Here is a 26,784-nt window from a genome sequence, read left to right on the forward strand (position 1 = left end):
ACACTGTGGATATACGGACATGCAAGAAGCCCATTTCACCGTCTCTCTGTGCGACTACCCCGAGCTGCCCGAGGACAAGCGCCAGCAAGCCGAGGCGCGTTATGCCCGCGTGCTGGCCCGCCAGCTTGGCGGGGAAGAACAGGTCGGCGAAGCCCTGTCTCTGGTGCAGGGCCTGGAGGACACCCCGCCCGAAGAAATCACCGACGACGCCAAGCTCACATTCCAGCGCTGGATGAAAGCCGCCCGCGCCGCAGCTGAAGCCGCCCTGCAAGGCATTGGCGGCACCGAAAGCTGTTTCTTCGATGTGCGGCGGGTAGCCTACTGAGGCTTGAGCCGCTCGCGCATGGCACGGCGGTTGAGCTTGCCAACCGCCGTCTTTGCAATCTCCTGCACAAAAATCACCTGCTGTGGCTTTTTGTACGAAGCCAGCTGCGTCGCCACTTGGGCAACCAGCTCCTGCTCACTGGCTTGCGCCCCGTCCCTGAGAACAACCGCCGCAGTCACGACTTCGACCCATTTGTCGTGCGGCAGCCCTACCACCACGCATTCGCGTACGTCGGGATGTGTGAGCAAGGCATTTTCGACTTCCAGCGGATAGACGTTGTAGCCGCCCGTGATGATCATGTCGGACTTGCGATCCTTGAGATGCAGAAAACCTTGAGCATCAAGCAGCCCCATGTCTCGCGTGCGCACCCAGCCGTCGGGGGTAAAAGTGTCCTCATTGAGTTGTCGGGCGTTGTAGTAGCTGCGTGCCGCCGACGGTGCCCTGACGGTGATCTCACCCGGCTCGCCCGGCGCCACTTCCCGCCCCTGTTCGTCCAGCAAGCGCAGCTCAACATCCAGACAGGGCTGACCGCAGGCCGACCCCATGAGCTGCGGTGTATGGTCTTCAGGCCTCAGAACCGCCAGACACAAAGGCACCTCGGTCTGCCCGTAGTACTGCCAGAAGCGGTGGGCTCCCCAATGCTCCATGGCCTTTTGCAGCACGCTGCGCGGCATGGGTGAAGCGCCATAGATCACATACTTGAGCGCCGAGACATTGACTTTGGTGAAATCCGGGTGTTCCAGCAACATCTGCAGCATGGTCGGCACCAGATTGATGGCGGTGATGCGCTGCGCCTGCAGCACCGCCAGAAACCGGCCCGGCTCAAAGCTCGGGAGAATGACGGTGCGCCCGCCTCGAAGCCAGAACGGCAGCACAAACACACCACTGGCGTGAATCAAGGAGGCGGCATGCAGCATGGCGTCATCCGCTGTGGCCGGCAACAGATTGAGCAGCACATTGCGGCAGATGCTGGCAAAAGATGCCTGGGTATGCTGGGCAGCCTTCAAGGCCCCGGTGGTTCCGGAGGTGAACAGAGTCAGCACGATGTCATCGGGCTGCACCTCGATGTCCGGCCCTTGCGCGGGATGACGGCTAGCCAGCGCACCAAGATCCACGACACCCGGCATGGCCGCACCAAGCCCCAGGCAGCAAAGCGCCGGCAGCTCTGCCTTGATTTGTGCAGCACGCTGCTCCAGACCTTGCCCAAAGATCAGGTGGATGCAGCCAGTCTCCTGCAGCATCTTTACATGCTCAGCCAAGGACAGGCGCGCATTCAGGGGCACACGATTGAGTCCGGCCTTGGCGCAAGCGAAGTCCAGCGGCACGCTGAGCAAGCCATTGTTCATCAGCAATGCCACGCGATCGTTTTGCTTGATTCCTTGTGAGTACAGGGCATGGGCGAGTTGGCTGCTCAGCCCGTCGACCTCGGAGAAGCTGAGGCTGTCCTCTCCAAACACAAGGGCTATGCGATCCGCATGCTGGCGTGCTCCGCGTCGTATGAGCTCGATATAGGTGGGCTGCCCGGCATGCATGCCGCCGTACTGATAGCTGGTCATCGTGATCTCCTCCTGTTTCAGTTTCAAGCCTTGTCAGCGATCACCGCAAAACTGCCCATGACGTCCCTCGCCCCGGGTGAAGTGCGCAGCGCCGTCGGCTCCCTCCGCAGACACCACCGGAGCTCCTTTGCGCCCCTCGCTACGCAGGGCATCTGCCAGAGTCATGCCCCATTGCGCGTAGGCCGAAGCGCGATCGGCACGCATGCACTGCTGAGGAAATGCCGCCAGTTGTTGCGCCAGCGCCCTTGCCGCCTCCAAAGCCTGCCCGGCAGGCACAAGCCGGTTCGCCAGGCCCATGGAAAGAGCTTCTTCGGCCTTGACGGGCCGGCCGGTCAAGATCATGTCCAGCGCCCTGCCCATTCCCACCATCCGCGGCAGGCGCACCGTTCCCCCATCAATCAACGGCACCCCCCAGCGGCGGCAGAAGACTCCGAACACGCAAGACTCGTCAGCCACGCGAATATCGGCCATCAACGCCAGCTCCAGCCCTCCGGCTACCGCGTAGCCGCTGATGGCCGCAATCACCGGCTTGCTCAATTCAAGCCGTGTCGGCCCCATGGGGCCGCTTCCGCCCCCTTCGAAATCCAGCTCGTTGCTCAATCCGGGGTCGGCCACTGCCGCCAGATCGGCGCCGGCACAGAAATGCCCCCCGCTGCCGGTCAGCACTGCAACACGCAGTGCTTCATCGCGCTCAAAGCGCAAAAAGGCATCGCGCAGCTCCTCGGCCATGGGCCGGTGAACAGCGTTTCGCTTGTCGGGCCGATTCATGGTGATGGTGCAGACCGGACCATTGATTTCGAATTGCACAAACCGCATGAGCTGTCTCCTTTTGTCTTGACGCTCATGCTAGTAAAGCTTTCAATATTTCTCCATCATGGACAAATCATGTAATGTTCTACCAAGACGCCCTTCTGCTACGGACTTGATACTGGACCTGCTGGTGGCACGCGCCATTCCGCTCTCCGCCATTGCCATCACCCAGGCTGCAGCCTTGTTCGGCATTGGGGAAAATGCGGTCCGCGTCTGCCTGAGTCGCCTGATATCGGCCGGCAAAGTGGAAAGACCCGAGCGCGGTATGTATCTGGCCCGGCTCCAGCCCTCCCATCTCGCCCATATCGTGGACAACTGGCACCGACGTGAGCAGTTGCGTCAGCCCTGGCATGGGCAATGGCTTGCGCTACAGGACGCATCCGCCTCCAAAGCGGACAAATCCCTATGGCGCCGTCATCAGCGCGCGCTGGGGTTGCGCGGCTTTGCAACGCTTGGTCCTCAGCTGCATATACGCCCTGACAATCTGCGCATTCCGTTCACCGAGTTCCAGGCCGAGCTGGAATCACTGGGCATTGCGTCAGGCAGTTGTCTGATGCAGATTCATCGGTTTGACACACTGCACGAGGCCCAGGCACGCAAGCTCTGGAACACCCAGGCACTGGAGGCAGCCCACAAGCACTGGATCAGCGTGATTCTCAGCAGCCACCAGAGACTGGACGGCATGCCGCTGCCAAGCGCCGTGCGTGAATCGCTGCTGCTGGGGCGCTCGGCCATAGCCCACCTGCTGCGGGACCCCTTGCTGCCGGAAGAGCTCATGCCATCAAACTCCAGACTGAGTCTGGAACAAGAGCTGAGAAGCTACCAGCAACGTGCCATTGAGCTCTGGAGCGCATGGCTCGATCAGAAAGGGGAACAGACCCTGTCCAGGGCCGACATTCACAATGCCATCCTTCAATCCAGCCAGAATTGATAGCAAGCCGCGCAAAGACGCTGCTAACTGCATACACTGGCGCCCTTTTCATCACCAATTCGCGATGCCCTGCCTCGGTTGCAGGGCTAGTTCTGCGCTCCCCCATGCAAGCCCTGCTCGACGCCATTGCCCAGATGCCTTTTCCTACCGATGCCCAGCGCATCTTTCATGGCCGCGGCGGGCGGTATCCGGGCTGCGAGCAGATCTCGCTGGATGCGTTTGCACCCGTCATCGTGCTGACCAGCTTTGCCCCCATGGAGCAAGCCCAGCTGAGCCAGATCGGCCAGGCGCTGGAGCAGCGCTGGCAGCAGATCGCCCCGGCCGGGCTGCCTCTGACCTGGGCCTTCCAGAGCCGCGAAAGCGGCGGCAAGGTCGAAACCCGCATCATGGCCGGCGAGCTGCCCGAGCCGCATGTGGTGACCGAGAACGGTGCCCGCTATCTGATCCATATCGCACGCGGGCAGAACCACGGCCTGTTCCTGGACATGGCTGCCGGCCGTGACTGGGTGCGCCGGCAGGTACTGGCCCATGAGCGGCCCGCGCGCATGAAAGTGCTCAATCTGTTTGCCTATACCTGCGCGTTCTCGGTCGTGGCCAAGCTGGCCGGCGCGGGCCAGGTTCTCAATATGGACATGAGCAAGGGCGCTCTGGCCACGGGTCAGCACAACCATCAGCTCAACGGCGTCAAGGCCGGTGCCAGCTTCGCCGCCCACGATATTTTCAGCAGCTGGGGCAAGATCAACCGCAGCGGACCGTACGACCTGATCGTCGTGGACCCTCCCAGCTACCAGAAAGGCAGCTTCATCGCCACCAAGGACTATGCGCGCCTGATGCGCCGCCTGCCCGATCTGCTGGTGCCGGGCGGCCAGGTCCTGCTGTGCCTGAACGCACCCGAACTCGGCACCGACTTTCTGCGCGAGCAGATGGCGGAAATCGCCCCCGAGCTGGAGTTCGTGGAACGACTGGCCAACCCGGCCGTATTTGCCGATGTGGACGAGGAGCGCAGCCTCAAGGTCATGGTCTATCGCGCACCTGCGCTGACAGAGGCCCAGCAGCCATGAGCGAGGGCACGGATCAGGGCCGCAGCCTGCCTCTGCAACCCGTGGACCCGGCTCTGGCAGCCACGCTGAAGCGCTTTGCCCGGCTCGATGCAGAAACGCCGACCCCACAGCTCGACTATGTGCAGCGCCGGCGCCTGCTCAGCGAGCTGCAGGCCGGGCTGATTCGCTCGGCCCTGCCCGGCATTTCCAGGGCCGAGCATTTTGTGGCTGCCGAGGGCCGCGAGATCTGCGTGCGCAGCTATCGCCGACAAGGCGCGGGCAGCGGCCGGACGCTGGTCTGGCTGCATGGTGGCGGCTGGATGGTGGGCGATCTCAACACCCATGACGACCTGTGCGAGCATCTGGCCCAGTTCACCGGCCATGTGGTGCTGTCCGTGCATTACCGTCGCACGCCGGAGAGCCGCTTTCCCGCGCCGCTGGACGATGTGATGGCCGTGCTGAAATGGCTGAGCGATATGCGTGGGCTGCTGCCTTTTGCGGCTGAGCAGGTCCTGCTCGGAGGCGATAGCGCTGGCGCCCATCTGGCACTGTCAGCGGCCGTGCGCCAGATTCAGCAACCCACCGATGCCTCCCGCATCGCAGGCCTGCTGCTTCTCTACCCACCGCTGCAGCCCGATCAGGACAACGAGAGCATGCGCTGTTTTGCCACAGGCTTCGGGCTCATGCCCGCCGCCATGCAGCGCTACTGGCAGGAGCTAGGGCAGCCTGACGGCCAGGCCGCGCAATGGCTGACGCCGGGCCGCTGCAGCGCAGCCATCGCCCATCTGCCGCCCACGCTTTTGATGACGGCCAGCCACGATATTCTGCGCGACGAGGCCGAAACCTTTGCCAACGCGGCCCAGGCACTGGGCGCACCGCTGCAGCTTTTGCGCGCCCCAGCCATGGTTCACGGCTTTGCGCGCATGCTGGCTGCCAGCCCGGCGGCGCGCCAGCAGGTCGAGCTTGCCTGCTCGACCTGGGCGGAACTAATAGGCCGCCAACGCCCTCAGAGCAAATGAGCTTTGCTCTGCAGACGGGTAGCGGCATGGCCCTGCAGGTGTACGCTGCACGGCGCGGGGCGCCGCCCCGCCCCTTTCAAACACAAGAGCTGCGACGCTGATGCATCAGCATCCGGCGCTCGCCGCCATATCTTTCATAGTCATGAGCCCAACTTCCGGTACCCCACAACAACTGATGCGCCTGGCCGTGGACCTGGCCCATGCCAACCGCGTCAACGGCGGCCGTCCGTTCGGCGCCGTGCTCGCCAAGGGCGCCGAAGTCATTGCCACCGGCGTCAACAACATCATTGCCAGCCACGACCCCAGCACCCATGCCGAAATGCAGGCCATACGCGCGGGCACGCAAAAACGCGCCAACCCCAGCCTGGCGGGCCTGTCCATCTATGCCAGCGGCCACCCCTGCCCCATGTGCCTGGCGGCCCTGGTCATGAATGGTGCCGAGCAGGTGTTCTTCGCCTTCGACAACCAGGACGCCGCGCCCTATGGCCTGTCCAGCGAGGGCACGTACCAGCGCCTGCGCCTGTCGCTGACGCCGCCGCCGCTGCCCATTACCCGCATCGACACCGGCATCCGCGCAGCCCAGCTCTATGGGGATGAGGCCTGGCCCGCCGCCTGATCCTCGTTGCCGCCAAAACCATAACAACAAACCGGGCTGCCCAGGACGAGCGGCGCGCACACCGGCGCACCGCAGCGCAGCCAGCCCCCGAGCTTCATGACATCGACATCTTCCCGAACGCACCGCGTGCCGCCATTGTTGTGGCTGGCCGTGGTGATACTGGTCACCATCAATCTGCGTCCTTTTCTGACGGCTCCAGGCCCCTTGGCCCCGACCATACAGCAGGCCACAGGTATGGATTTGCGCAGCTTTTCCTGGCTCACGCTGCTGCCCATGGCGCTGATGGGCATTGGCGGCTGGCTGGCTCCCACGGCCCTGCGCCGCTGGGGCGCGCGCGCTGCCATCTGCGCCTCGCTGCTGCTGATTGCGCTGGGCTGCGCCCTGCGCCTCGCGCCTGCAGGAGCTGCGACCGGCAGTCTGCTGATCGTCACGGCCGGCCTGTGCGGCGCGGGCGTGGCGCTGGCGCAAAGCATTCTGCCGGGACTCATCAAGCGCCAGTCGCCCCACAATGTGGCGCCCATGATGGGCCTGTACTCGGCCGCACTCATGGGCGGCGGCGCGCTCAGCGCCCAGCTCTCGCCCGTGGCCATGCAGCTGGGTCTGGGCTGGCAGGCTTCGCTGGCCATCTGGGCCATTCCCGTGCTGCTGGCATTGCCGCTGGCCTGGCATGCGCTGACCCTGATGCGCGAGCCCGTTGCCCCCGGGCCCTCCATGCCCCAGGTAGCGGCCGACAACGACACCGGCTGGCTGCTGCGCCGCAGCCGCACCTGGCTGCTGCTGATCAGCTTTGGCTTGATGAACGGCGGCTATGGCTCCACCGTCGCCTGGCTCGCTCCGTTCTATCAAACCCATGGCTGGACGGCCACGCAAAGCGGCTCGCTGCTGGCCATTCTGTCGATTGCGCAGGCTGCATCGGCGCTGGCCATGCCCGCTCTCGCGCGCCGCAGCCTGGACCGTCGCTGCTGGCTCATGCTGGCCCTGCTGCTGCAGATCATCGGCTTTGCCGGCCTCGGACTCTGGCCCGACGCCATGCCCACTCTCAATGCCATCGTGCTGGGTCTGGGTCTGGGCGGCTGTTTTTCGCTCTTCATGCTGGTGGCGCTGGACCATCTGCCTTCACCCATGCAGGCCGGCGCGCTGAACTCGCTGATGCAGGGCGGCGGCTTCATCCTTGCAGCCCTGGCCCCTCTGATCATGGCGCAACTGCACCAGATCAGCGGCAGCTGGATGACGGGCTGGCTTTATCAGGCCGGCGTGGCCGCACTGGTCTGCCTGCTGGTGACACGCTTCAACCCCCAGGGCTATCCGCAAGCCATGCAGCGGCCTTGAGCACGACATTGCCAAAACACAAAAGGGCCTGGAAACTTCCAGGCCCTTTTTCCTTTTCATGTTTGCGCGGACTACTCGTTGACCAGCAGCTGCAGCCCATGCGCCTCGGTCGGCAAGGGCACCTCCCATCGGTGCAACATGCCCAGCAGTGCGGCATTGCCGAGCGTGGTGTCGCGCTTGCTGTTGCGCGCCAGCAAGGTGGACCTGCTCGCTTCCAGGTGCACCAACTCCACCTGCGCGCCGTAGGCCAGGCACAGGTCCAGCGTCTTGCCGCGCATCTGCCTGGACAGGTGCGTGGCATTCCAGACAAAAGCTGCCTTGGAGCGCAGCAGGCTCTTGGCCTTGTCCACGGCATGATGGGCGGCCGCGCCCTCGTTCTCGCCGTGGCGCAGGCCCAGCTCGGTGCACGCATCGTCAAACGACACCACGGGCAAGCCCGGATGATGCTGAGCCACCCAGTGATTCTTGCCCGATGCCGGCAGACCGCACATGACGATGACGCGCGATCCCGGCTCTTCGTGCAAGGCATAGTCCGGATGCAACTCGGCACCGCGGAAATAGCGCACTGCCGTCTCGGCCGAAGCAAAGCTGCGCGGCTTGTGCAAACAGCCCTCTTCCAGCGCCAGCTCCCTGAACAGCTCGATGTTCACGAGCACATTGTCCACATCGGGGCAGATGCGGCCGCGAATATCTGCCCTGGCCAGCAGCACCAGCAAATGCAGATCGACCTGCCAGGACAGCTCTCTGACCATGAACTCGGACGAGACGCCTCTGCGCGAATCGGCAAAGGCGAAGAACGGCACCTGATGCACTGCAATCAGGCGGCATACCGCCTCACGTCGGGCCACGGGCGTGCCAGCCTCCCAGAGCATGAGCCGCGCGTCGAGCGCCCCCCGACGTGAGTGGCCGGGTTGCGCGATGCGGCCGTCGTCGGCTATCTGCGTGGTCGAGCACTTGGCTACATCGTGCAGCAGCGCGGCCAGAAAGACCGTCTCGCGCTCTTCGTTGGTGAGCCCCGCATAGTCGCCATCCTGCAGCAGCTCGGTCACCACCATCTGCGTATGCGTCCAGACATCGCCTTCGGCATGGTAGATCGGGTCTTGCGGCGTGGTCTTGGCCAGCTCAAGTTGCGGAAAAGCCTCCAGGCAGGCCGCCCAGTCCACCGCATGGCGAGCGGAATGCGGCACCAGGGCCGCTATCTGTTTCCAGCTCCACATAAGTTCTCCTTTCACCGCAGCCTCTTCATGAAAACCACGGTCTTGATAGCTATCAGCGCTTGTTGGACAGGCCTCACCAGCTTTTTTGAATCTTGCTGGCAAAGATATCGACGCCTGCACGCAGACCGTTGGCGACGATGGGCCGCTCGCTGTGGTGCGAGCCCGACTCCAGGATCACCTGCACGAAGTCGGAGCGCACGAATTTGTAGCGCTCCACGGTCTGGCCGTTCTCCTCGACCTTGATGTACAGACCTTCGGCCAGTTCGGATCTGTCGGTCTGGCGCCAGGCCAGCGGCAAATCCAATTTCTGCCTTTGCACCTGATCCTCGAACACCGCCTTCCAGCGTGTGCTGCGCCCCAGGGACGGTGCCAGCAATGCCAGCAAATCCTGTATTCGCCTGGGAGCGAGGCCGGCGTAGAGAACGGGCACGGACACCACGGGCACACCCGCCAGCAGCGCATGGCGCTGCGGCGTGTCCAGAAACTGCTGCGCCGAGCGGTCCCAGATGTCGAACTCGCAAAACCAGTGCGCCAAGGCGTCGTAGTACAGCGAATGCTTTGCGTACAGCCACTCGCCATACATCACGTAGCGCTCGTCCAGCAGCGCCATCAGCGCGCCTTCATGGGCTCTGGCCCATTGCTTGTAGGCATTGAACTGGCGCTCGCGCCCGCCCATCTGATCGGCTTGCAGATAGTGGCCGCGCGACTGCAGCAGCAGGCTGCCGTCGGCGCCAAAGCTCAGCGCCGCATTGGCGCCATCGAGCTTTTCCTCGACCACGATATGCCGGCCGGCCAGCGCTTCATAGGAGACGGCCTCGGCCTGATCGCCGACCTGCAGCCGCGAGCCACGCAAATGCGGCGTGCGCGGATATTTGAGAATCTCCAGGTTGAATAAATGGGAAGTAGTCATGTTGTGCTTTCCAAAGAGGGAATAAGCCACGCGCCCAAAGGCGTGGCAGACAAACCAAGGACAAAGACAGCGGCGCTCGCCGCCACCACCGGACGAAGACAGAAAAGCCTGACCGTCGAGCAAAGGACAGGCCGGGATTCAGAGAGTGAAAGAGCGCAAGACCTGGGCGTGAGCGAGGTCACAGGCGCCAAACAAGGGTTTCAAGTACCCCTTGGAGCAACAAGCAGGCGTCCGGGGTCGCCCGGGCCAAGCGTCGCAGGGGATCGATAGTCCACGCCGCAGCGCACACGTGAGAGATCAGCGTGTGGCGAAGTCGTTTAGCGAAAACGAATGCGGCAGGACATGGTGTACCTCGAAAATGAGAGCAGATAACGCAAGTGAGGTAAAGGCTGGCGAGTTTATCGGCTTGGTATAGCAACTGCCAAGCGCTTTGCAGGGCCTGTGGTGCATAGACCACGAATCGGTTTCACAGAGATGAAACACAGGCTGGTTACAAATCGAAGTTTTCCTACTGCACCTGCCAAACGCTCAATGACATCTGCACAGACCTTGCGCCAACCTCTTCTGATTTCCCTGATCGCAGCCGCCGCCCTGGCCGCCTGTGGTGGCGGTGACAACAACACGAACAGCACCACCCCAGCGCCTGCCCCGGTTCCCGAGGTCCCTGCACCGGCTCCCGAACCCGAGAAGACGCCTGTCTCGCTCCTGCTTGAGAAGATCGGCAGCTATCAGTCGGGCATCTTTTTGCAGAGCGCCGCTGAAATTACGGCTTTCGATCCCGTCACCAAACGCGGCTTTGTGGTCAATGCCCAAAAAGGTGCGCTGGATGTGCTGGACATGAGCAACCCCGCTGCCCCGCGCATGCTGGCCAGCCTGGATGCCACCAAGCTCTCGCTGGGTGCGGGTGCCTCCATCAACAGCGTGGCTGTGCATGGCGGCCTGGTGGCTGCTGCCGTGCAGGCATCGGTCAAGACGGACAAGGGCATGGTCGTCATCTATGACGCCGACAAGCTCAGCGTGATCGCCGAAGTGCCCGTGGGCGCCCTGCCCGATATGCTGACCTTCACCCCCGACGGCAAGACCATTCTGGTCGCCAACGAGGGCGAGCCCAGCGATGACTACCAGTTCGACCCCGAAGGCTCGATCAGCGTGATCGACGTGAGCACGCCTGCCAAGCCTGTGGCTCGCACTGCCGACTTCAAGGCCTTCAACAGCCAGAAGGCGCAGTTGCTGGCCAAGGGCGTGCGCATCTTCGGCCCGACCGCAGACGGCCAGGGAACGGCCGCCGTGGCCAACGACCTGGAGCCCGAATACATTGCCGTGGCCCCCGACGGCAAGACCGCCTGGGTGACGCTGCAGGAAAACAATGCGCTGGCGATTGTGGACATTGCCAGCGCCACCGTGACCGATGTGGTGGCGCTGGGCTACAAGGACCATGGCGCAGCCGGCAACGAGCTTGACTTCGCCGACAGTGACGGCAAGAGCCCGATCATCGACATCACCCAGGCCCCCAACGTCTTCGGCATGTTCCAGCCGGACTCCATCGCCGCCTACAAGGCCGCCGACGGTGCAACCTATCTGGTCACAGCCAACGAAGGCGATGCACGTGCCTGGGGTGAAGGCAACAAGAGCTATTTCGGCACAGCCGCCGACAAGACGAGCGGCGCCCCGGCTGCGGCAGGCGATGTGACCAAGGGCTTTGTGGAAGAGTGGCGCATCAAGCATCTGGTGCACAAGGACGGTTTTATGCGCCGTGCGGGTGACGACCTGCCGGCCCACCTGGCTCAGCTGGCCAATGGCGCCTATCTGAATGGCGCCAACTTTGCCTGGTGCGGCGCGGCTGGCACGGATCCCAAGACCTGCCGCGACGACGACAAACTGGGACGCCTCAAGGTCACCTGGACCATGGGCTACCAGAGCGACAGCAGCGGCAACCCCGTCAAGGACGGCAAGGGCTACCTGACCTATGACAGGCTCTATGCCTATGGAGGTCGCTCCATCTCCATCTGGGATGCCAAGGGCAAGCAGGTCTGGGACTCTGGCGCAGCCTTCGAGAAATTCCTCGCCAGCCCCGAATGCAAGCTGGGCTCCAAACGTGACATTGCCTGCGCCACCTACTTCAACACCGGTCATGACGAAACGGCCAGGCTCGATGCGCGCAGCAGCGCCAAGGGTCCCGAGCCCGAAGGGCTGACCGTGGGCCAGATCGGCACCAAGACCTTTGTCTTTGTGGGCCTGGAGCGCATGGGCGGCATTCTGGTGTTCGACATCACCGACCCCAAGGCACCCAAGCAGATCGACTATCTGAACACCCGCGAGAACTGGACGGCCAACTTTGACAGCAAGTCCGGCCTGGCCGGCACCGCACTCAGCAATGTGGGCGATCTGGGCCCCGAAGGCCTGCACTTCATTTCCGCCGCCAAGTCGCCCAACGGCAAGCCCCTGCTGATGGTGGGCAACGAGGTCAGCGGAACCACGGCCGTCTACCAGCTCAATCTGCAATATTGAAACCTGCAGACAAGCAGTCGCTTTCATGCCAAGCCCCGTCCCCACGGGGCTTTTTGCTATTCAAATCAAGCAAAGACTGCGCCCAGGGTTTCTCAATTACGTAACAATAAGCGCCAGCGGTCGGTGTACCGCCTATGGGTTCCCATTCGCCGCAAGCCAAACGCTTGTGACCTACTAAACCGCCGTGTATCCGGACGGCGGTGGCTTTTTGAACGGAGCACTTAATGAAGCACTCTTTCGCTCGCCGCCAGGCGCTGCGCGGCTTGGCCGTGGCAGCTCTCGCTTCCTCCTCCTTGCTGTCCGCAGCCCATGCAGACACCCCTGCCGTGCTGCGCGTCTCGGCCATTCCCGACGAGGCACCGACCGAGCTGCAGCGCAAGTTCAAGCCCCTGGGCGAATACCTCTCGCAAGCCACCGGCATCAAGGTGGTGTTCACCCCCGTGTCCGACTACGCGGCCGTGGTCGAGTCCCTTGCCACCAAAAAGCTGGACCTGGCCTGGCTGGGCGGCTTCACCTATGTGCAGGCCAAGATTCGCACCAACGGCACAGCCATCCCCATCGTGCAGCGGGCCGAGGATGCGGTGTTCACCAGCAAGTTCATCACGGCCGACCCCGCCATCAAGACGCTGGCCGACCTCAAGGGCAAGACCTTTGCCTTCGGCGCCCCTTCATCCACTTCGGGCAGCCTGATGCCGCGCTTCTTCCTGCAGCAAGACGGCCTGAACCCCGAAAAAGACTTCAAGACCGTGGCCTACTCGGGCGCGCATGATGCCACCGTGGCCTTTGTAGCCGCAGGCAAGGCCGAGGCCGGCGTACTCAACACTTCGGTGTGGGACAAGCTGGTCGAATCCAAGAAGGTGGACACCAGCAAGGTGCGTGTGTTCGCCACGACGCCCACCTACTTTGACTACAACTGGACGGTGCGCGGCGACCTGGACCCAGCCATCGTCAAGAAGCTGACCGCAGCCTTCCTGGCACTGGACCCCAGCAAGCCAGAGCACAAGGCCATCATGGACCTGCAGCGCGCCTCCAAGTTCATCGCCACCGACTCCAAGAACTACGACGGCATTGAAGCCGCCGCCAAGTCCGCCGGTCTGCTGAAGTAAAAAATTCAGCTTTTTTGACTGCCAACGCTTATGTATCAAGCGTTGGCAGCTATTGTTTTCAGAATGTTCGTCTCATGAGCTTCATGCTGGACGATGTGGGCCTGACCCACAGCAACGGCTTTACCGCCCTGTCCCATATCTCCTTGTCCGCCATACAGGGCGAGAGCATTGCGCTCATCGGGCCCTCGGGCGCCGGGAAGACTTCGCTGCTGAGCACCATCGGAACGGCCTATCTGCCCACGGCAGGCCGCATGCAGGTGCTGGGCCGGGCCGCGTCTGCGCAATCCGCCGCCCGCGATCTCAAGCCCCTGCGCAGCCGCATTGGCACCGTGCATCAGGCCGCGCCCATTCCGCTGCGCCAGCGCGTGGTCACGGCCGTGCTGGCCGGCAAGCTCGGCCAGTGGCCGCTGTGGAAGGCGCTGGCATCGCTGGCCTATCCGCAGGACATCACGGGCGCACGCGAAGCCCTGGCCCGTGTGCAGCTCGAGGACAAGCTGTTTGCACGCTGCGACCAGCTCTCGGGCGGTCAGCTGCAGCGTGTGGGCATTGCCCGCGTGCTCTACCAGCAGGCCGAGCTGATTCTGGCCGACGAGCCTGTCTCGGCACTGGACCCTGCACTCTCGCAGGCCACGGTGCAGTTGCTGGTGCGGGAAGCCGCCGCGCGCCAGGCCACGCTGGTTGCCAGCCTGCATGCCGTCGATCTGGCGCTGGCCAACTTTGCCCGCATCGTGGGCGTGCGCGATGGCCGCCTGGCCTTTGACCTGCCGGCCGCGCAGGTCAGCGATGCCCAGCTGCAAGCCCTCTATGCCCATGCCGATGGCAGCCCGGCCGATCTGCCCACGCTGCACAACCGCCTGGCTCCAGTCGCTCCTGCCGGCACGGCGGCGCCCGCCCCCATCCAGGTCAACGCATGCCGGTGAACAGGGACACGCCAACTGCCGCGCCGCGCCGCGACCCCGCCGCACGCGGCCGTCTCGCCGCGCTGATCCTGGCCCTGGTCGTGCTCTGGCCCATGCTGCAGACCTCGGGCTTCTCGCTCAAGCCGCTGTTCGCTGCCGACAATCTCAAGGTCATAGGCGGCTTTCTCGCGCAATTTCTGCCGCCCGAAACCAGTGGGGAGTTCCTGGCATACCTGGGTCAGGCCACGCTGGAGACCCTGGCCATCGCCACGGCCGGCATGGCGCTGGCCTTTGTGATTGCCGTGCCCATGGCCTATCTGTCCACGGGCGCGGCACGCGAGAGGGTCACACTCAACCCCATCGCCCGAAGCATGCTCACCATCTTGCGTGGCATTCCCGAGCTGGTGTGGGCTCTGGTATTTGTACGTGTCTTTGGCCTGGGCCCCGCAGCCGGCGTGTTGGCCCTAGGCCTGACCTATGGAGGCATGCTGGCCAAGGTCTATGCCGAAATTCTCGAATCCACCGATCCGGCGCCGGCCCGCGCCCTGCGCGCCTGCGGTGCCGGCCGCATCCAGGCTCTGCTCTATGGCCTGCTGCCCCAGGCCGCCAAGGAGCTGACCTCCTACACCGTCTATCGCTGGGAATGCGCAGTCCGCGCCTCGGTGGTCATGGGTTTTGTGGGTGCAGGAGGCCTGGGCCAGCTCATGGACCAGGCCATGAAGATGCTCAACGGCGGCGAAGCCGCCAGCATTTTGCTGGCCTTCATGCTGCTGGTGGCGGCAGCCGATCTGCTCTCCTGGTGGCTGCGTCGCGCACTCGACGCCGCGCCTGCCCCGCGCGCCTTGCCCTTCGGCTGGCGAACCGGCACATTTCTGCTGGCTGCCTGCGCGGCGCTATGGGCCAGTCTGCGGCTTCTGGATATTGATTTCTCGGCACTGTTCACGGCAGATGCAGCCGCCAGCATGGGCGACTTTGTACGCGGCTTTTTCCCGCCCGATCTGAGCCAGCCCTGGCTGCTCAAGGTGCTTCAAGGCATCTGGGAGACTCTGGCCATCTCCATCGTCGGCACCTTGCTGGCCGCGATCGGGGGCCTGCTGCTGGCCCTGCCGCGCTGGCGTGCGCCGTGGAATGTGGTGCTCAACGTGCTGCGCTCCGTGCCCGAGCTGGTCTGGGCCACGATCACCGCGCTGGCCGTGGGCCTGGGCCCGTTTGCCGGTGCTCTGGCCCTGGCCCTGCATACCACTGGTGTGCTGGGCCGCCTGTTTGCCGAGGCCTTGCAGAACACCCCGGCAGCTCCCGCGAATGCCCTCAAGCTCAGCGGCAGCAATCGCCTGCTGGCCTTTTTCTACGGCACCCTGCCCGGCGCAGCGCCGCAGCTGCTGGCATACACGCTGTACCGCTGGGAGATGAATATCCGCATGGCGGCGATTCTGGGCTTTGTGGGAGCTGGCGGGCTGGGCCAGCTGCTGTACTTCGAACTTTCGCTGTTCCACTATGCCCAGGCCAGCACCGTGATCATGGCCATGCTCTTGCTGAGTATTGCCGTGGACTGGAGCAGCGCCGGCTTGCGCCGTGCCATGCGTTGAGGCGGTTGACGCGGCGCCCCGGCACCGCGTCAGCTTCACCCGCTCCTCCATCACATCCGCCGCACAGCCCCCAGATGAGCCAACGCTGCCAGCGATCCGGTCTGCATCCAGTTCTCCACGAGAGTTGAAACCTGAGTGCTTCAGCCACACCTGCTCCGCGCCGCGACTGATCGCACCACGTAGAGCGATGCTGCTTCACACGCCCAGAGGCAGATCGGCTTTTTTCAACGTGCGCAGCACAAAGCTGGACTGGCTGTGGCGTATGCCCTTGATCTTGTAGAGCTTCTCGCGCAGCAGGCGCTCGTAGTCGCGCGTGTCCTTGACGACGATACGCAACAGATAGTCGTACTCGCCCGATACCAGATGCGCTTCCACGACTTCGGGAATGGTGGCCAGCACCTCGCCGAACTTTTCCAGCGTGTTGTCCGAATGGCTGTCCAGCGTGACCATCACCAGAACCGAATCGGCCAGTCCCAAAGCCTGGGGGTTCAGACGCACGGTATAGCCCTCGATCACGCCGGCCTCTTCCATCTTCTTGATGCGCGCCCAGCATGGCGATGCGCTCAGGCCCACGGCCGCGCCAATGTCCTGCAGGCTGGCGCGCGCATTGGCCTGCAAGGCAGCAAGAATCTTTTTATCCAAGGTGTCCATATTCTGGAATTTACCGCAAAATAATCAAAAACAGAAAATTTTTCTGTAGCAGACCTATATTCACAGAATTTGAAGCAACATTTTCTGCAGCGCAACATGCACACTTGAGTCCATGGAAGCACGTTTACCGACGCAGCAAAACCATTCAACATACCGCGCCGTTTACCGTCAGCATCCGGTTGGTTGATCCGCAGCACGCACACGCAACAGGCCGCATCACTCAAGCACAGTGATGCGGCCTGTTGATTTTTGGACGGCTCCATCGCCTGGGCCATGAGCAGCTGCATGAAAAAACCCAGCCAGATTTCCATCGGGCTGGGTTTTCGGGCGCCCGCCTGGTGCGCAAGACACCTGGCGGATGTTCGTGCTATTTACTGGGCTCGCTGCGGAGCAGCTGCGGCCTGCACATGCTTGCGCACCTTGCTGACCTGGCTTTCGCTCACATCCGAAGCCTGATTGCCCCAGCCCTTGCGCACAAAGCTGGCCAGTGCGGCGACTTCACCGTCGGTCAGGCGGTCGGCATAACCTTGCATCACCAGATGCATGGGGCGGCGATCCGTGGCGGGCGAAGAAGCGCCCTGCAGAATCACCGACACCAGGGGGCCGGCGTCCTTGCCCAGCACCATGGCATTGCCTTGCAGCTCGGGGAAGATCTCGGGCGCGCCCTTGCCGCTGACAAAGTGGCAGGCCGCGCAGTTGTCGAGATACAGGCGAGCGCCCAAGGGCATGTCGGCAGAGGCGGATTTCAGCAGCTTGGCCGTGGCCTCACCAGCTTCATCAGCCTTGGCAACCGCAGTGCTGCGCGGACCCGGTGTCACCACTTTTTCAGGGGCTGCATCTGCGCTCTGGCCATCCATGGTCTTGAGGAACCTGGCCATGGCGTTCAGGTCGGCGTCGCTCATGTACTGCATGGAGTGCTCGACCACTAGCGCCATTTCGCCATTGGCCACCGCATGGGCGTTGCGGCCGGTTGCCAGATAGGCAGCCAGTTGCTCGGTGCTCCATTTCTGGGCACGCGCGTCCTTGCCGCGCAGCGCAGGAGCAGACCAGTCGTCCACCATGCCGCCCGTGAGGAAGCTGGAATCGGACAGGCGTGTGCCGTTTTGTGCCATGAAGGCAGTGCGGGGGCTGTGGCAGGCGGCGCAGTGACCTGCGCCTTCGACCAGATACTGACCGCGAATCTGCTGATCGTCACCGGCCATGGGCTTGAAGTCGGAATCACCCGACAGCGCCAGCCAGTTCCAGGCACGGATGCCAAAGCGCATATTGAACGGGAAGCTCAGGCTGGTGGCCTGCACCTCGTTCCTGACGGGCTTCACCTCGGTCTGGATGTAGTCATACAGTGCGCGAATATCGCTTTCCTTCATGAAGCGATAGTTCTCGTAGGGCATGGCCGGATACAGCTGTTGGCCATGACCACCGATGCCGTCCACCATCGCAGCACGGAACTGGTCCAGAGTCCAGCTGCCGATGCCGGTTTCCTTGTCCGGCGTGATGTTGGAGGACCAGATGGTGCCCATAGGGCTTTCAATGCCGCGACCGCCAGCCATGGGCTCGCCACCCTTGGCGGTGTGACAGGCCATGCAGTCACTGGCGCGCATGACATATTCGCCACGACCGGCTTCGGCCTTCCAGTCGGCGGCCAGCGCTTCATTCGCCGGTGTCGGCTTGAAAGGCACATAGATCAGCGCCAGCGCCGCCATAATGCCCAGAACGATCAGCGCAATCAGAATGCTGAGGATTTTCTTCATGTCTTGCTCCTCAGACCAGCGGACGTGGGTTTTTCAGATACATGGTGCGAATCGCATGCAGCGTCCAGTACGCCAGGCCGCCGACCATGCCGGTCGGGTTGTACTGGGTGTTCTGCACGAAGTTGCCGGCACCGAAGACGAACACGTTGTGCTTGTCCCAGGTCTGGCAGTAGCGATTCACCACGCCTTCCGTAGGCTTGTCGGACATGATGTGACCGCCAGTGGTGTGTGTGGTCTGGTAGGGACGCACGTCGAACTGCGCACCGATGTCCTTGAAACCCAGCTGGATCTGATCAGGTTTCATGTTGTTGCCAACTTCTGCAGCCTTGAGCTTTTGGTACTGGTTCATCTTCAGGTCGTTGTCCTGCCAGTTGAAGGTCATGCGCATCAGCGGACGGCCGTGTGGATCCTTGTAGGTGGGGTCCAGATCCAGGTGATTGGCGCGGTAGGACATATGCGAGCCGTGCGTGCCGATGGACATGGAGTGGCCATACCACTCGCCGATACCCTTCTTCCAACCGGCACCCCAGCCCGGCGTACCCTTGGGCAGCGGCATGGAGCGGATGGGCTGGCCGTTGAAGGTCCCCGAACGCCAGTAAGCACCGCCGATGAAGCCCAGCTTGCCGAAGTCGTTCTGATTGACGCTGAAGTCATCGATACAGAACCCGTTGGAGCCGTGACCGATGAAGGGGTTGAAGTTCGCCTCCTTGTAGAACATCGTCACGCCACCATTCATCTGATAGGCGTAGTTCTTGCCGGTCACCCCCTCGTTGGTCTTGGGGTCGTAGGGCTTGCCGATGCCGGAAACCAGCAGCAAGTGCACGTTGTTGAGCTGGAAGGAAGAGAGAATCACCAGATCTGCTGGCTGGAACACTTCTTCGTTGGTGTTGGAGTCGAAGTAGGTCACGCCGGTGGCGGTCTTGCCGTCTTCCGAGCTTTCCACGCGCAGCACTTCGCAATGCGTGCGATAGCTGAAATTCTTTTTGCGCTTGAGCGCGTCCAGAACAGCCGTCTGGGGTGACGACTTGGAATACTGGTAGCAGCCGTAGCGCTCGCAGAAACCGCAGAAGTTGCAGGGCCCCATCTGCATGCCATAGGGATTCACATAAGCGGTGGAGGCAATGCCTGCGGGCGCCGGGAACGTGTGATAGCCCATTTGCTTGGCCGTCGCCTCGAACAAAGTTGCGTCGTAGGTCGCAGGCAGCGGGGGCATGGGGTAATCCTTGGAGCGCCAGCCTTCGAAAGGATTGCCGCCAGGCTGAATCTTGCCGTTGAGATTGCCAGCCTTGCCGGAGATACCCGCTACTTCGTCAAACTGCGTGAAGAAGGGCTCCAGCTCGTCGTAACTGACGGGGTAATCCATGAGATTCATGCCTTCTGGAATGATGGACTCACCCCAGTGCTGCTTCACATAGCTGCGCAGCTGAATTTCTTCAGCTTGAGGGCGCCACAGCAGCCCATTCCAGTGGGTGCCCGCGCCACCGACGCCGTTGGCAGGCAGGAACGAACCCATCGCACGGTATGGCAGCGCGATTTCGCCGTCATTGCGACGGATCGTCACCGTCTGCTGGCGCGGATGCTGCATGTTCTTCAGGCGCACGCCCCAGGTCAGCTCGTCGATCTGGTTGGGGTACTTGAACTCGGGCACCGTGTTTTGGTCGCCACCACGCTCCAGCGCCACGATTTCCAGGCCTTCGGCCGCCAGCTCCATGCCGGCGATGGAGCCGGTCCAGCCCAGGCCCACGATGACCACGTCTTTTTTCTTTTCAATGCGTGCCATGGTTTATGCCCTTTCGCCCTTGATGGAAACCGGACCCAGCGGGTACTTCTTGTTGTGTTGGTCAACCCACTCGGAAAAGCTGGCACGAGCGCCAGGGAAGCCGATGTATTTCCAGGACTGCATGCCGTAGTTGCCGCCATGCATGGGGTCGGCGAAATAGCCCTCCTTGGTGTTGGCCAGCAAGGTGGTGAAGAAGATGCTCAACTCGGGGTCCAGCTTGATCTCACCTTTTTGCAAAGCCGTCAGCGCTTCATCCTGCTGCTCATGTGACAGGTCCTTGAATTCCTTGCCGTAGCGTGTCTTGCACTCGGCGTTGAAGGCAGGAATCGCCTTGCGATAGAGCTGTGCAGGCGTCAAAGGCGTTTGCCAGCCGCGGTCAGGCTTGGCCGTGGGATCGTGCGGCCCCTCCATGTACCAGATATCAGCAGTGCCGTAGTAGCTCTTGAGCTGACGGTCGATGAACACCGGCACATGGGCTTCGATCGCTCCGGGACCGTCGCCTTCGGACGGGATCAGGCGCGCTGTCGCCGCCAGAACAAAGGCCCACTCATCCGCATCGAAATACTCGGGCTTGTATGCATCCAGTTTGAGCGCTGGCTCCTTGGAGTTGGCATGCATGGTCACGGCCGTTCCGGCCAGTGCGACGCCAGCACCGGAGGCGAACAGAAAGGATCTGCGGCTGGGTGGGGAAAAGTTGGACATTTTGCGATTCCTACATCGTGTGAACCCGCTCATGCACAGCCAGTTGTGCGATGAGCAAGTGTTCAAGTTTTTTGAATCAGCGGTGGTTCCGACCGAAAGCTGCAGCCCAAAGAAAATGCCCGCAAAGCGGGCACTCGTACACAGAGCCAAAGCATTTTTCAAGCCGGCCCAAACCGCCTTAACAAATTGATAATAGTTGCGCTGGCAAGTACTTGTGTCAGACGACTGCCTTGACTGCTAGTAGGTGATGGTCTTTTATTGGAGTGCGCAACTGGGGTTTTCACTTAGATATAAGACATAAGACTGCTATGAATCTGCAGGCGATTGCCAGGTCGCCAAACACAGCCCGCAGCGGGGCCCGACTCAAGGCGATACCGACGGCCGGGGATGGCCTTCGTGGCTCAGGAAACGCCTGCTTGCAGCTCTGCTGTGCATCAGGCATCGGGAGCACGTGGCAGAGAAAACCGGAACGCAGCGCCCCCGCCGTCACCCTCGACCAGATGGATTCTGACCCCATGCAGCTCCAGCATCTGGTGCACGATTCTCAAGCCAAGCCCTCCGTCTCGGCGGGCGCCGCCGACCGTGAACGGACGCCTGAACAGACCTTCGCGCAACTCCGGCGGAATGCCTGGGCCGGTGTCGCTGACCGTCAACTCCAGTTCTTGGCCCACACCTCGGATGCCTACCCTGATCGACCCGCCTTCAGGGGTGTAGCGCAAGGCGTTATCGAGCAGGTTGCTCAGGACTCGCTCCATCATTCCCAGGTCTGCACGAACCGCCGGCAACTGCGGGGCCAGATCCGCCTGCAGGGCGATATGGCGCGACTCCGCGGCAAGCTCGAACTTCTGAAAAACGTCCTGCACCAGATCCCGCAGCGAGAAGGATTCGAGCTCGGGCTGCACAAAGCCATACTCCAGCCTCGCCAACTCGAACAGGCTTTGGGACAGAGCCCCCACCCTCTGACTTTGGTCGAGCGCAATGCCCAGATAGCGCCTGCGCTCTGCGGGATCCAGGCTTGCATCCTTGAGCAGCAGGGTCTCTAGATACCCATGCAAGGACGACAGCGGCGTGCGCAGATCGTGGGAAACATTCGCGATCAACTCCCGGCGCTCCTGATCCTGTCGCCTCAGCGCCTGCCATTGCTCGCTGATGCGCAGCACCATCTGCCTATAGGCCGAGTCCAGCACGGCGATTTCGTCACGGCTGTGATCGGCCGCCTCCGAAGCACGCTCCGGCATCTCGGGCGGAACGCCTTGCATGTCGAACTGCCGCACCGACTCGGTCAGACGCCGCAAGGGGCGTGTGATCAAGGTGAAGGCGACAAGCCCAGCAGCCAGGCATAGCAACCCCACCATGCCGATCGACAGCAATGCGGTCTTCAGCACCGCGTCTGCGGAGCCTCTGGCGGCAAGCAGATCATGGGCCTCGCCCAGCAACACCACATAGATGAAGCCGACCTCCCTGCCGTTCACGCTCAAGGGGGCGGCACTGAAGACCTTGCGGCCATCGCGGCTGCGCGGATCGTCACCCAGAATGGGCAGCATATGACCATCGATAAATCGATGAACCGGCTCCAGGTCAACCCGGTCGCGACGCAGGCGCCCCTCGGGGGCCGCATGACCGGCAATGCGCCCATCAGGCTCCAGCAGATAGACCTCGACACTCGGGTTCACCATCATCAGCTGGTTGAACAGATTGCGCACCGCGTTCGGCATCAAGCCGTTCGCATCCGTCAACTGGGCGTCGCGGGCAATGCTCTCGGCAACGTCGCGGGACAAGGCCTGCACCACCTCCAGTTCGTGCATGCGGTTGGAGCGAAGCTGCAGCCAGGCGGAAGTGCCGCTGCAGACCAGCAGCAGCAGGGCAAACACGATCGCCAGCCGCTGAGTCAGAGTCAGGTTCATTCGCCCTCCCCGGCTTCGGCAAACTTGTAGCCTCGCCCCCAGACCGTGAGGATTCGCGTGGGCTGTGCTGGGTTGACCTCCACCTTGGCACGCAGCCGGTTGATATGGGTGTTGACGGTGTGCTCGTAGCCCTCGTGCTGATAGCCCCAAACCGCGTTGAGCAGGTCCATGCGCGAAAACACCTTGCCCGACTGGCGGGCAAAGAAATACAGAAGATCGAATTCCCGGGGCGTGAGGTCGAGATGGCGTCCGTTCAGGCTGGCATCCCTGGCTACCGGATCCATGACCAGCCCGTTGACCGACAGGCTGCCCGACTCCAGGCGCGCGCTCTGAGCCAGCGCGTCGACCCGGCGCAGCAGGGCCTTCACCCTGGCCACGAGTTCCAACACGGAAAACGGCTTGGCCAGATAGTCGTCCGCGCCGATCTCCAGTCCCAGAATGCGATGCACCTCGCTGGAGCGGGCGCTGATGATGATGATCGGCGTGTAGCGCGTCATGGCGCGCGCACGTCTGCAGATCTCCAGACCGTCCACGCCAGGCAGCATGAGATCCAGTACCAGCGCATCCCAACCGCCACGCTCCAGATGCGCCAGACCGTCGTCGCCGCGGGCGCAATGCACGACATCCAGCCCCTCGTCCCGCAGGTGTAGCGACAGCAGATCGGCGATATGGGCGTCGTCCTCGACCAGCAGAATGCGACGGGCGATGGTCATGGGTATTCAGGTCTCCGGGGCAGTTGATGCAGCACTTTGGCGCAGTGCCGCTTGGTTTCACATTGTGCTCAAACTGCTCGCTGGGAGTTATCACGTTTTTTTTAACTTTGCGTGAGGACTTCGGGACCGGCACTCCATAAGCTCAATGTCATCGAACCCAGAAAGCCGATGCCATGACCACCCGACGCCACATGCTCCTGGGCGCAGCAGCCTCCGCCGCTGCTCTCTGCGCCGCAACGTTCCACCGCCGCGCCACTGCGGCGACCGAGTCCTTCGAAATCAGCTACACCGACGCCCAGTGGCGTGCTCGGCTCAGTCCCCAGCAATATGCCGTGCTTCGCCAGGAGGCTACGGAGCCTCCGGGCAGCAGCCCGCTCAACAAGGAGCACCGCCCGGGTACCTTTTCCTGCGCCGGCTGCTCATTGCCCTTGTTTGCCTCCACCACCAAGTTTGAAAGCGGCACCGGCTGGCCCAGCTTCTGGAAGCCCCTAGACAATGCCGTCGCCACCCGCAAGGATCGAAGCTACGGCATGGTGCGCATCGAGGCCCACTGCCGGCGCTGCGGCGGTCACCTTGGCCACGTCTTCGATGACGGGCCGCCTCCGACAGGCCTGCGCTACTGCATGAACGGTCTTGCGCTGACTTTCACGCCCAAGCCCGCTTGAGGAGAAACAGGCCATGCTGCTGATCGTCCTTGCCTATCTGGGCGGCGTGCTGACCATCGTCAGTCCCTGCATCCTGCCCGTGCTGCCCTTCGTGTTCTCTCGCGCGAATCAGCCCTTTGTGCGCAGCGGCCTGCCATTGCTGGCAGGCATGGCGCTGACCTTCGCGGTCGTTGCCTCTCTCGCAGCCGTAGGCGGCGGCTGGGTCGTGACTGCCAATCAATATGGCCGTTGGCTGGCTCTGGCGCTGGTAGCCGTTTTCGGGCTGACCCTGCTGCTGCCGCATCTGTCGGAGCGGCTGACCCGACCATTGGTGGCTGCAGGCGCACGCCTGTCGGAGTCGGCACAGACCGGCGGCACGCCGCAGATCGGATCCTCTGTCGTGCTGGGAGTAGCGACAGGGCTGCTGTGGGCCCCATGCGCCGGGCCCATCCTGGGCCTCATACTGACAGGCGCGGCCCTGCAGGGTGCCAATACCACTTCGACCTTGCTGCTTCTGGCTTACGCCGCCGGGGCTGCGACCTCCATGGCCGCGGCTCTGCTGCTCGGCGCCCGGGTATTTGCTGCGCTCAAGCGCTCGCTGGGTGCCGGTGAATGGGTGCGGCGCGGCCTCGGGGCAGCCATGCTCGCCGGCGTTGCAGCCATCGCCCTGGGAATCGACACTGGCTTGCTGGCCCGACTGTCAACATCATCCACCAGCGGCCTGGAGCAGAAACTGCTCGAGCACCTGAACCAGCCGCACAATGACAACCAGATTGCCATGCGTGGCAACCCAGGCATGATGATGCAAGCGCCATCCCAGGCGCCGGCTGACGGAGCCGCCATGATGGCCGCAGGAGCTGCAATGCGCATGAGCGGGCCGTCCGGCACAGCCCAGGCGCTGCCCGATGAAGGCATCGCACCGCCCCTGGACGGTGCGACCCAATGGCTCAACTCCAAGCCTCTGGGCGAGCAGGACCTGCGAGGCAAGGTGGTGTTGGTGGATTTCTGGACCTACTCCTGCATCAACTGCCTGCGCACTCTTCCCTATGTGAAGGCCTGGGCCGAAAAATACCGCGACCAGGGCCTGATCGTGATCGGCGTGCACGCACCCGAGTTTGCCTTTGAACGTGACATCGGCAACGTGAGCAAGGCCATGAAAGATCTGGGCATCAGCTATCCGGTGGCTGTGGACAACCAGTATGCGATCTGGCGCGCATTCCGCAACCAATACTGGCCTGCTCATTACTTTATCGATGCCACGGGACGCATACGCCACCACCACTTTGGCGAGGGCGGCTATGCAGAGTCTGAACGTGTGATACAGCAGCTTCTCAAAGAAGCAGGCAGCACCCGTTCGGCCATGGGCCTGACGGAGGTGGATGCGGGGGGCTTGCAACTGGCCGCCAGCATGGATGAGGTCGCCTCGCCCGAAACCTATCTGGGCTACGAGCGCGCCGAGAACTTCACCTCTACTCCCAAAGCCGTGCACGACAGAACGACAACGTATCTGGAGCCGCAAGAGCCCAGGCTGAACACCTGGGGCCTGGCCGGTCAATGGATGGTGGGGGCGGAAAGCGCCTTGCTGACCGGCCCCTCGGGCCGCATCGTCTACCGCTTCAAGGCGCGTGACCTGCATCTGGTGCTGAGCCCCGGCCCGGACGGAAAACCCGTGCGCTTCAAGGTCTGCATCGACGGCAAACCACCCGGCGATGCCCACGGCGTGGACGTGGCGAGCAACGGTAGCGGCATCGTTACCGGACAGCGACTCTATCAGCTGGTGCGCCAGTCCGGCGCCGTTGCCGAGCACACCTTCAGCATCGAGTTCCTTGACAGCGGCGTCTCCGCCTATGCCTTCACCTTCGGATGACCATCATGAACACCAGCCTCACCTCAGCGACTATCTCGAACCGACGTGACCTGCTCCAGACAATGGCAAGCAGCATCGTTTTGCTGGGCAGCGGACTGCTATGGCAGCCAACTGCCTTCTCGGCCGAGGATGCAGTTCGCATTCCTGCACCTGCCACGGATCTTCCAGCCGCAGGGCAATCCCCACAACGTGCAATCTTTGCCGGCGGCTGCTTCTGGGGAGTACAGGGCGTTTTCCAGCATGTCAAAGGCGTGCAACGTGCTGTCTCGGGCTATAGCGGAGGCGCGGCCTCCAACGCGTCCTATGAGCTGGTCAGCCGCGGTAACACCGGCCATGCCGAATCGGTGGAAGTCACCTTCGATCCGTCCCAGATCAGCTATGGAGAGCTGCTGCAGATATTTTTCTCGGTCGTCCATAACCCCACCCAGCTCAACCGGCAGGGGCCTGACACCGGCACGCAGTACCGGTCGGCCATTTTTGCGACCAGTCCCGAGCAACTCAAGACGGCACAGGCCTATGTTGCACAGCTCGATGCTGCACGCCTGTATCCCAAGCCTATAGTCACCCGCCTCGAAGGCAAGGCCAGCTTTTATCCGGCTGAACTCTATCACCAGGATTTCATGACCGAAAACCCGCGTCACCCCTACATCATCTTCAATGATCTGCCCAAGGTGAACAACCTCAAGCGCCTCTTCCCCAACCGCTACCGGAGCGATCCGGTGCTGACCAAGAAAGCGCATCCGTAGCAGTCCGACGAAATGCGCTGCAAGCGGCACCGCACGGGAGCACTCGCAGCGTGCCCACCGAACATCTGGGCGATCAGCGGCGAGTCAGCCACAGCCCCAATCGCTAGGCAGCCAAGAATCATCGGAAACGGAGTACAGCCGTGGCGCACCCGCCACGGGCGATGCAGAGCAGTT

At 62.7% G+C, this 26,784-nt stretch carries 23 protein-coding genes; 13 read left to right on the plus strand and 10 right to left on the minus strand.

The annotated features are described in order from the left end of the window. Positions 1 to 19 precede the first annotated feature (19 nt). Entirely contained in the window at positions 20 to 325 is a 306-nt protein-coding gene (locus tag P353_RS09825) for a hypothetical protein (RefSeq protein ID WP_034368605.1), read from the plus strand. On the opposite strand, the gene P353_RS09830 is transcribed toward P353_RS09825, so the two are convergent. Together P353_RS09830 and P353_RS09835 are read right to left on the minus strand one after the other, a co-directional pair. Then, positions 319 to 1,881, minus strand: coding sequence for a class I adenylate-forming enzyme family protein (locus tag P353_RS09830; RefSeq protein WP_034368606.1), 1,563 nt, complete (start codon positions 1,879 to 1,881; stop codon positions 319 to 321). The genes P353_RS09825 and P353_RS09830 overlap by 7 nt on opposite strands. Positions 1,882 to 1,914: 33 nt before the next feature. Then, positions 1,915 to 2,697: a crotonase/enoyl-CoA hydratase family protein gene (locus P353_RS09835; protein WP_034368609.1), complete on the minus strand. Its 783-nt coding sequence runs from the start codon at positions 2,695 to 2,697 to the stop codon at positions 1,915 to 1,917. A 58-nt stretch (positions 2,698 to 2,755) separates the two neighbouring features. Here P353_RS09835 and P353_RS09840 point away from each other — a divergent pair, with 58 nt between their 5' ends. The 5 genes from P353_RS09840 to P353_RS09860 all read left to right on the plus strand — a co-directional run bounded on the left by P353_RS09840 (position 2,756) and on the right by P353_RS09860 (position 7,626). Continuing rightward, a complete protein-coding gene (locus tag P353_RS09840) occupies positions 2,756 to 3,622 on the plus strand; it encodes a transcriptional regulator (RefSeq protein WP_034368611.1) in 867 nt (288 codons plus the stop codon). Between the two features lie 104 nt (positions 3,623 to 3,726). Next, positions 3,727 to 4,683, plus strand: a complete 957-nt coding sequence (locus P353_RS09845) for a class I SAM-dependent methyltransferase (RefSeq protein ID WP_034368613.1) — start codon at positions 3,727 to 3,729, stop codon at positions 4,681 to 4,683. Further along, positions 4,680 to 5,681: an alpha/beta hydrolase gene (locus tag P353_RS09850; protein ID WP_034368616.1), complete on the plus strand. Its 1,002-nt coding sequence runs from the start codon at positions 4,680 to 4,682 to the stop codon at positions 5,679 to 5,681. Before P353_RS09845 ends, P353_RS09850 begins: the two co-directional genes overlap by 4 nt. A 175-nt stretch (positions 5,682 to 5,856) precedes the next feature. Further along, positions 5,857 to 6,297, plus strand: coding sequence for a nucleoside deaminase (locus P353_RS09855; protein ID WP_034368730.1), 441 nt, complete (start codon positions 5,857 to 5,859; stop codon positions 6,295 to 6,297). A 96-nt stretch (positions 6,298 to 6,393) separates the two neighbouring features. Beyond that, entirely contained in the window at positions 6,394 to 7,626 is a 1,233-nt protein-coding gene (locus P353_RS09860; RefSeq protein ID WP_034368619.1) for a cyanate transporter, read from the plus strand. Positions 7,627 to 7,697: 71 nt separating this feature from the next. On the opposite strand, the gene P353_RS09865 is transcribed toward P353_RS09860, so the two are convergent. Together P353_RS09865 and P353_RS09870 are read right to left on the minus strand one after the other, a co-directional pair. Further along, positions 7,698 to 8,843, minus strand: a complete 1,146-nt coding sequence (locus P353_RS09865; RefSeq protein ID WP_034368621.1) for an AAA family ATPase — start codon at positions 8,841 to 8,843, stop codon at positions 7,698 to 7,700. A 73-nt stretch (positions 8,844 to 8,916) separates the two neighbouring features. Then, on the minus strand, positions 8,917 to 9,753 hold the full coding sequence (locus P353_RS09870) for an RNA ligase family protein (RefSeq protein WP_034368623.1): 837 nt from the start codon (positions 9,751 to 9,753) through the stop codon (positions 8,917 to 8,919). A gap of 549 nt (positions 9,754 to 10,302) precedes the next feature. Here P353_RS09870 and P353_RS09875 point away from each other — a divergent pair. From P353_RS09875 to phnE, 4 genes are all read left to right on the plus strand, one after another. Continuing rightward, complete coding sequence (locus P353_RS09875) at positions 10,303 to 12,261, plus strand: choice-of-anchor I family protein (protein ID WP_420093380.1); 1,959 nt, start codon at positions 10,303 to 10,305, stop codon at positions 12,259 to 12,261. Positions 12,262 to 12,485: 224 nt separating this feature from the next. Next, the gene (locus tag P353_RS09880) at positions 12,486 to 13,367 is read left to right on the plus strand and encodes a putative selenate ABC transporter substrate-binding protein (RefSeq protein WP_034368629.1); all 882 of its coding nucleotides are present in this window, start codon (positions 12,486 to 12,488) and stop codon (positions 13,365 to 13,367) included. Between the two features lie 74 nt (positions 13,368 to 13,441). Beyond that, positions 13,442 to 14,287 (plus strand): phosphonate ABC transporter ATP-binding protein, encoded by an 846-nt coding sequence (locus P353_RS09885; RefSeq protein WP_034368632.1) that lies wholly within the window; start codon positions 13,442 to 13,444, stop codon positions 14,285 to 14,287. Beyond that, positions 14,278 to 15,852 carry a phosphonate ABC transporter, permease protein PhnE gene (gene phnE / locus P353_RS09890; protein WP_034368635.1) on the plus strand — a complete coding sequence of 525 codons (1,575 nt, stop codon included), beginning with the start codon at positions 14,278 to 14,280 and terminating at the stop codon, positions 15,850 to 15,852. The genes P353_RS09885 and phnE overlap by 10 nt, the downstream gene beginning before the upstream one ends. 195 nt (positions 15,853 to 16,047) lie before the next feature. On the opposite strand, the gene P353_RS09895 is transcribed toward phnE, so the two are convergent. From P353_RS09895 to P353_RS09920, 6 genes are all read right to left on the minus strand, one after another. Beyond that, on the minus strand, positions 16,048 to 16,503 hold the full coding sequence (locus P353_RS09895; RefSeq protein WP_003054244.1) for an Lrp/AsnC family transcriptional regulator: 456 nt from the start codon (positions 16,501 to 16,503) through the stop codon (positions 16,048 to 16,050). Positions 16,504 to 16,874: 371 nt separating this feature from the next. After that, positions 16,875 to 18,254 (minus strand): cytochrome c, encoded by a 1,380-nt coding sequence (locus tag P353_RS09900; protein ID WP_034368637.1) that lies wholly within the window; start codon positions 18,252 to 18,254, stop codon positions 16,875 to 16,877. 10 nt (positions 18,255 to 18,264) lie between these two features. Then, entirely contained in the window at positions 18,265 to 20,034 is a 1,770-nt protein-coding gene (locus tag P353_RS09905; RefSeq protein WP_034368638.1) for a GMC family oxidoreductase, read from the minus strand. A 3-nt stretch (positions 20,035 to 20,037) separates the two neighbouring features. Continuing rightward, on the minus strand, positions 20,038 to 20,736 hold the full coding sequence (locus P353_RS09910; protein ID WP_034368641.1) for a gluconate 2-dehydrogenase subunit 3 family protein: 699 nt from the start codon (positions 20,734 to 20,736) through the stop codon (positions 20,038 to 20,040). A 434-nt stretch (positions 20,737 to 21,170) separates the two neighbouring features. After that, positions 21,171 to 22,640 carry a sensor histidine kinase gene (locus P353_RS09915; RefSeq protein ID WP_034368643.1) on the minus strand — a complete coding sequence of 490 codons (1,470 nt, stop codon included), beginning with the start codon at positions 22,638 to 22,640 and terminating at the stop codon, positions 21,171 to 21,173. After that, entirely contained in the window at positions 22,637 to 23,353 is a 717-nt protein-coding gene (locus tag P353_RS09920; RefSeq protein WP_034368646.1) for a response regulator transcription factor, read from the minus strand. Before P353_RS09920 ends, P353_RS09915 begins: the two co-directional genes overlap by 4 nt. Positions 23,354 to 23,526: 173 nt before the next feature. On the opposite strand from P353_RS09920, the gene msrB reads away from it, so the two are divergent. From msrB to msrA, 3 genes are read left to right on the plus strand one after another with little or no spacing between them, the layout of a single operon-like run. Continuing rightward, the gene (gene msrB, locus P353_RS09925) at positions 23,527 to 24,018 is read left to right on the plus strand and encodes a peptide-methionine (R)-S-oxide reductase MsrB (protein ID WP_034368648.1); all 492 of its coding nucleotides are present in this window, start codon (positions 23,527 to 23,529) and stop codon (positions 24,016 to 24,018) included. Between the two features lie 13 nt (positions 24,019 to 24,031). Continuing rightward, positions 24,032 to 25,864 (plus strand): cytochrome c biogenesis protein DipZ, encoded by a 1,833-nt coding sequence (locus P353_RS09930; RefSeq protein ID WP_034368651.1) that lies wholly within the window; start codon positions 24,032 to 24,034, stop codon positions 25,862 to 25,864. A 5-nt stretch (positions 25,865 to 25,869) separates the two neighbouring features. After that, positions 25,870 to 26,610 carry a peptide-methionine (S)-S-oxide reductase MsrA gene (gene msrA, locus P353_RS09935; RefSeq protein WP_034368733.1) on the plus strand — a complete coding sequence of 247 codons (741 nt, stop codon included), beginning with the start codon at positions 25,870 to 25,872 and terminating at the stop codon, positions 26,608 to 26,610. Positions 26,611 to 26,784 lie beyond the last annotated feature (174 nt).

The organism is Comamonas testosteroni, assembly GCF_000761245.1.
Taxonomy (GTDB): domain Bacteria; phylum Pseudomonadota; class Gammaproteobacteria; order Burkholderiales; family Burkholderiaceae_C; genus Comamonas; species Comamonas testosteroni_C.

Excerpts from the sequence above, each read along its gene's own strand:
- P353_RS09825 (WP_034368605.1), top strand. The coding sequence starts at position 20 with ATGCAAGAAGCCCATTTCACCGTCTCTCTGTGCGACTACCCCGAGCTG.
- P353_RS09830 (WP_034368606.1), bottom strand. The coding sequence starts at position 1,881 with ATGACCAGCTATCAGTACGGCGGCATGCATGCCGGGCAGCCCACCTAT.
- P353_RS09835 (WP_034368609.1), bottom strand. The coding sequence starts at position 2,697 with ATGCGGTTTGTGCAATTCGAAATCAATGGTCCGGTCTGCACCATCACC.
- P353_RS09840 (WP_034368611.1), top strand. The coding sequence starts at position 2,756 with ATGGACAAATCATGTAATGTTCTACCAAGACGCCCTTCTGCTACGGAC.
- P353_RS09845 (WP_034368613.1), top strand. The coding sequence starts at position 3,727 with ATGCAAGCCCTGCTCGACGCCATTGCCCAGATGCCTTTTCCTACCGAT.
- P353_RS09850 (WP_034368616.1), top strand. The coding sequence starts at position 4,680 with ATGAGCGAGGGCACGGATCAGGGCCGCAGCCTGCCTCTGCAACCCGTG.
- P353_RS09855 (WP_034368730.1), top strand. The coding sequence starts at position 5,857 with ATGCGCCTGGCCGTGGACCTGGCCCATGCCAACCGCGTCAACGGCGGC.
- P353_RS09860 (WP_034368619.1), top strand. The coding sequence starts at position 6,394 with ATGACATCGACATCTTCCCGAACGCACCGCGTGCCGCCATTGTTGTGG.
- P353_RS09865 (WP_034368621.1), bottom strand. The coding sequence starts at position 8,843 with ATGTGGAGCTGGAAACAGATAGCGGCCCTGGTGCCGCATTCCGCTCGC.
- P353_RS09870 (WP_034368623.1), bottom strand. The coding sequence starts at position 9,753 with ATGACTACTTCCCATTTATTCAACCTGGAGATTCTCAAATATCCGCGC.
- P353_RS09880 (WP_034368629.1), top strand. The coding sequence starts at position 12,486 with ATGAAGCACTCTTTCGCTCGCCGCCAGGCGCTGCGCGGCTTGGCCGTG.
- P353_RS09885 (WP_034368632.1), top strand. The coding sequence starts at position 13,442 with ATGAGCTTCATGCTGGACGATGTGGGCCTGACCCACAGCAACGGCTTT.
- phnE (WP_034368635.1), top strand. The coding sequence starts at position 14,278 with ATGCCGGTGAACAGGGACACGCCAACTGCCGCGCCGCGCCGCGACCCC.
- P353_RS09895 (WP_003054244.1), bottom strand. The coding sequence starts at position 16,503 with ATGGACACCTTGGATAAAAAGATTCTTGCTGCCTTGCAGGCCAATGCG.
- P353_RS09900 (WP_034368637.1), bottom strand. The coding sequence starts at position 18,254 with ATGAAGAAAATCCTCAGCATTCTGATTGCGCTGATCGTTCTGGGCATT.
- P353_RS09905 (WP_034368638.1), bottom strand. The coding sequence starts at position 20,034 with ATGGCACGCATTGAAAAGAAAAAAGACGTGGTCATCGTGGGCCTGGGC.
- P353_RS09910 (WP_034368641.1), bottom strand. The coding sequence starts at position 20,736 with ATGTCCAACTTTTCCCCACCCAGCCGCAGATCCTTTCTGTTCGCCTCC.
- P353_RS09915 (WP_034368643.1), bottom strand. The coding sequence starts at position 22,640 with ATGAACCTGACTCTGACTCAGCGGCTGGCGATCGTGTTTGCCCTGCTG.
- P353_RS09920 (WP_034368646.1), bottom strand. The coding sequence starts at position 23,353 with ATGACCATCGCCCGTCGCATTCTGCTGGTCGAGGACGACGCCCATATC.
- msrB (WP_034368648.1), top strand. The coding sequence starts at position 23,527 with ATGACCACCCGACGCCACATGCTCCTGGGCGCAGCAGCCTCCGCCGCT.
- P353_RS09930 (WP_034368651.1), top strand. The coding sequence starts at position 24,032 with ATGCTGCTGATCGTCCTTGCCTATCTGGGCGGCGTGCTGACCATCGTC.
- msrA (WP_034368733.1), top strand. The coding sequence starts at position 25,870 with ATGAACACCAGCCTCACCTCAGCGACTATCTCGAACCGACGTGACCTG.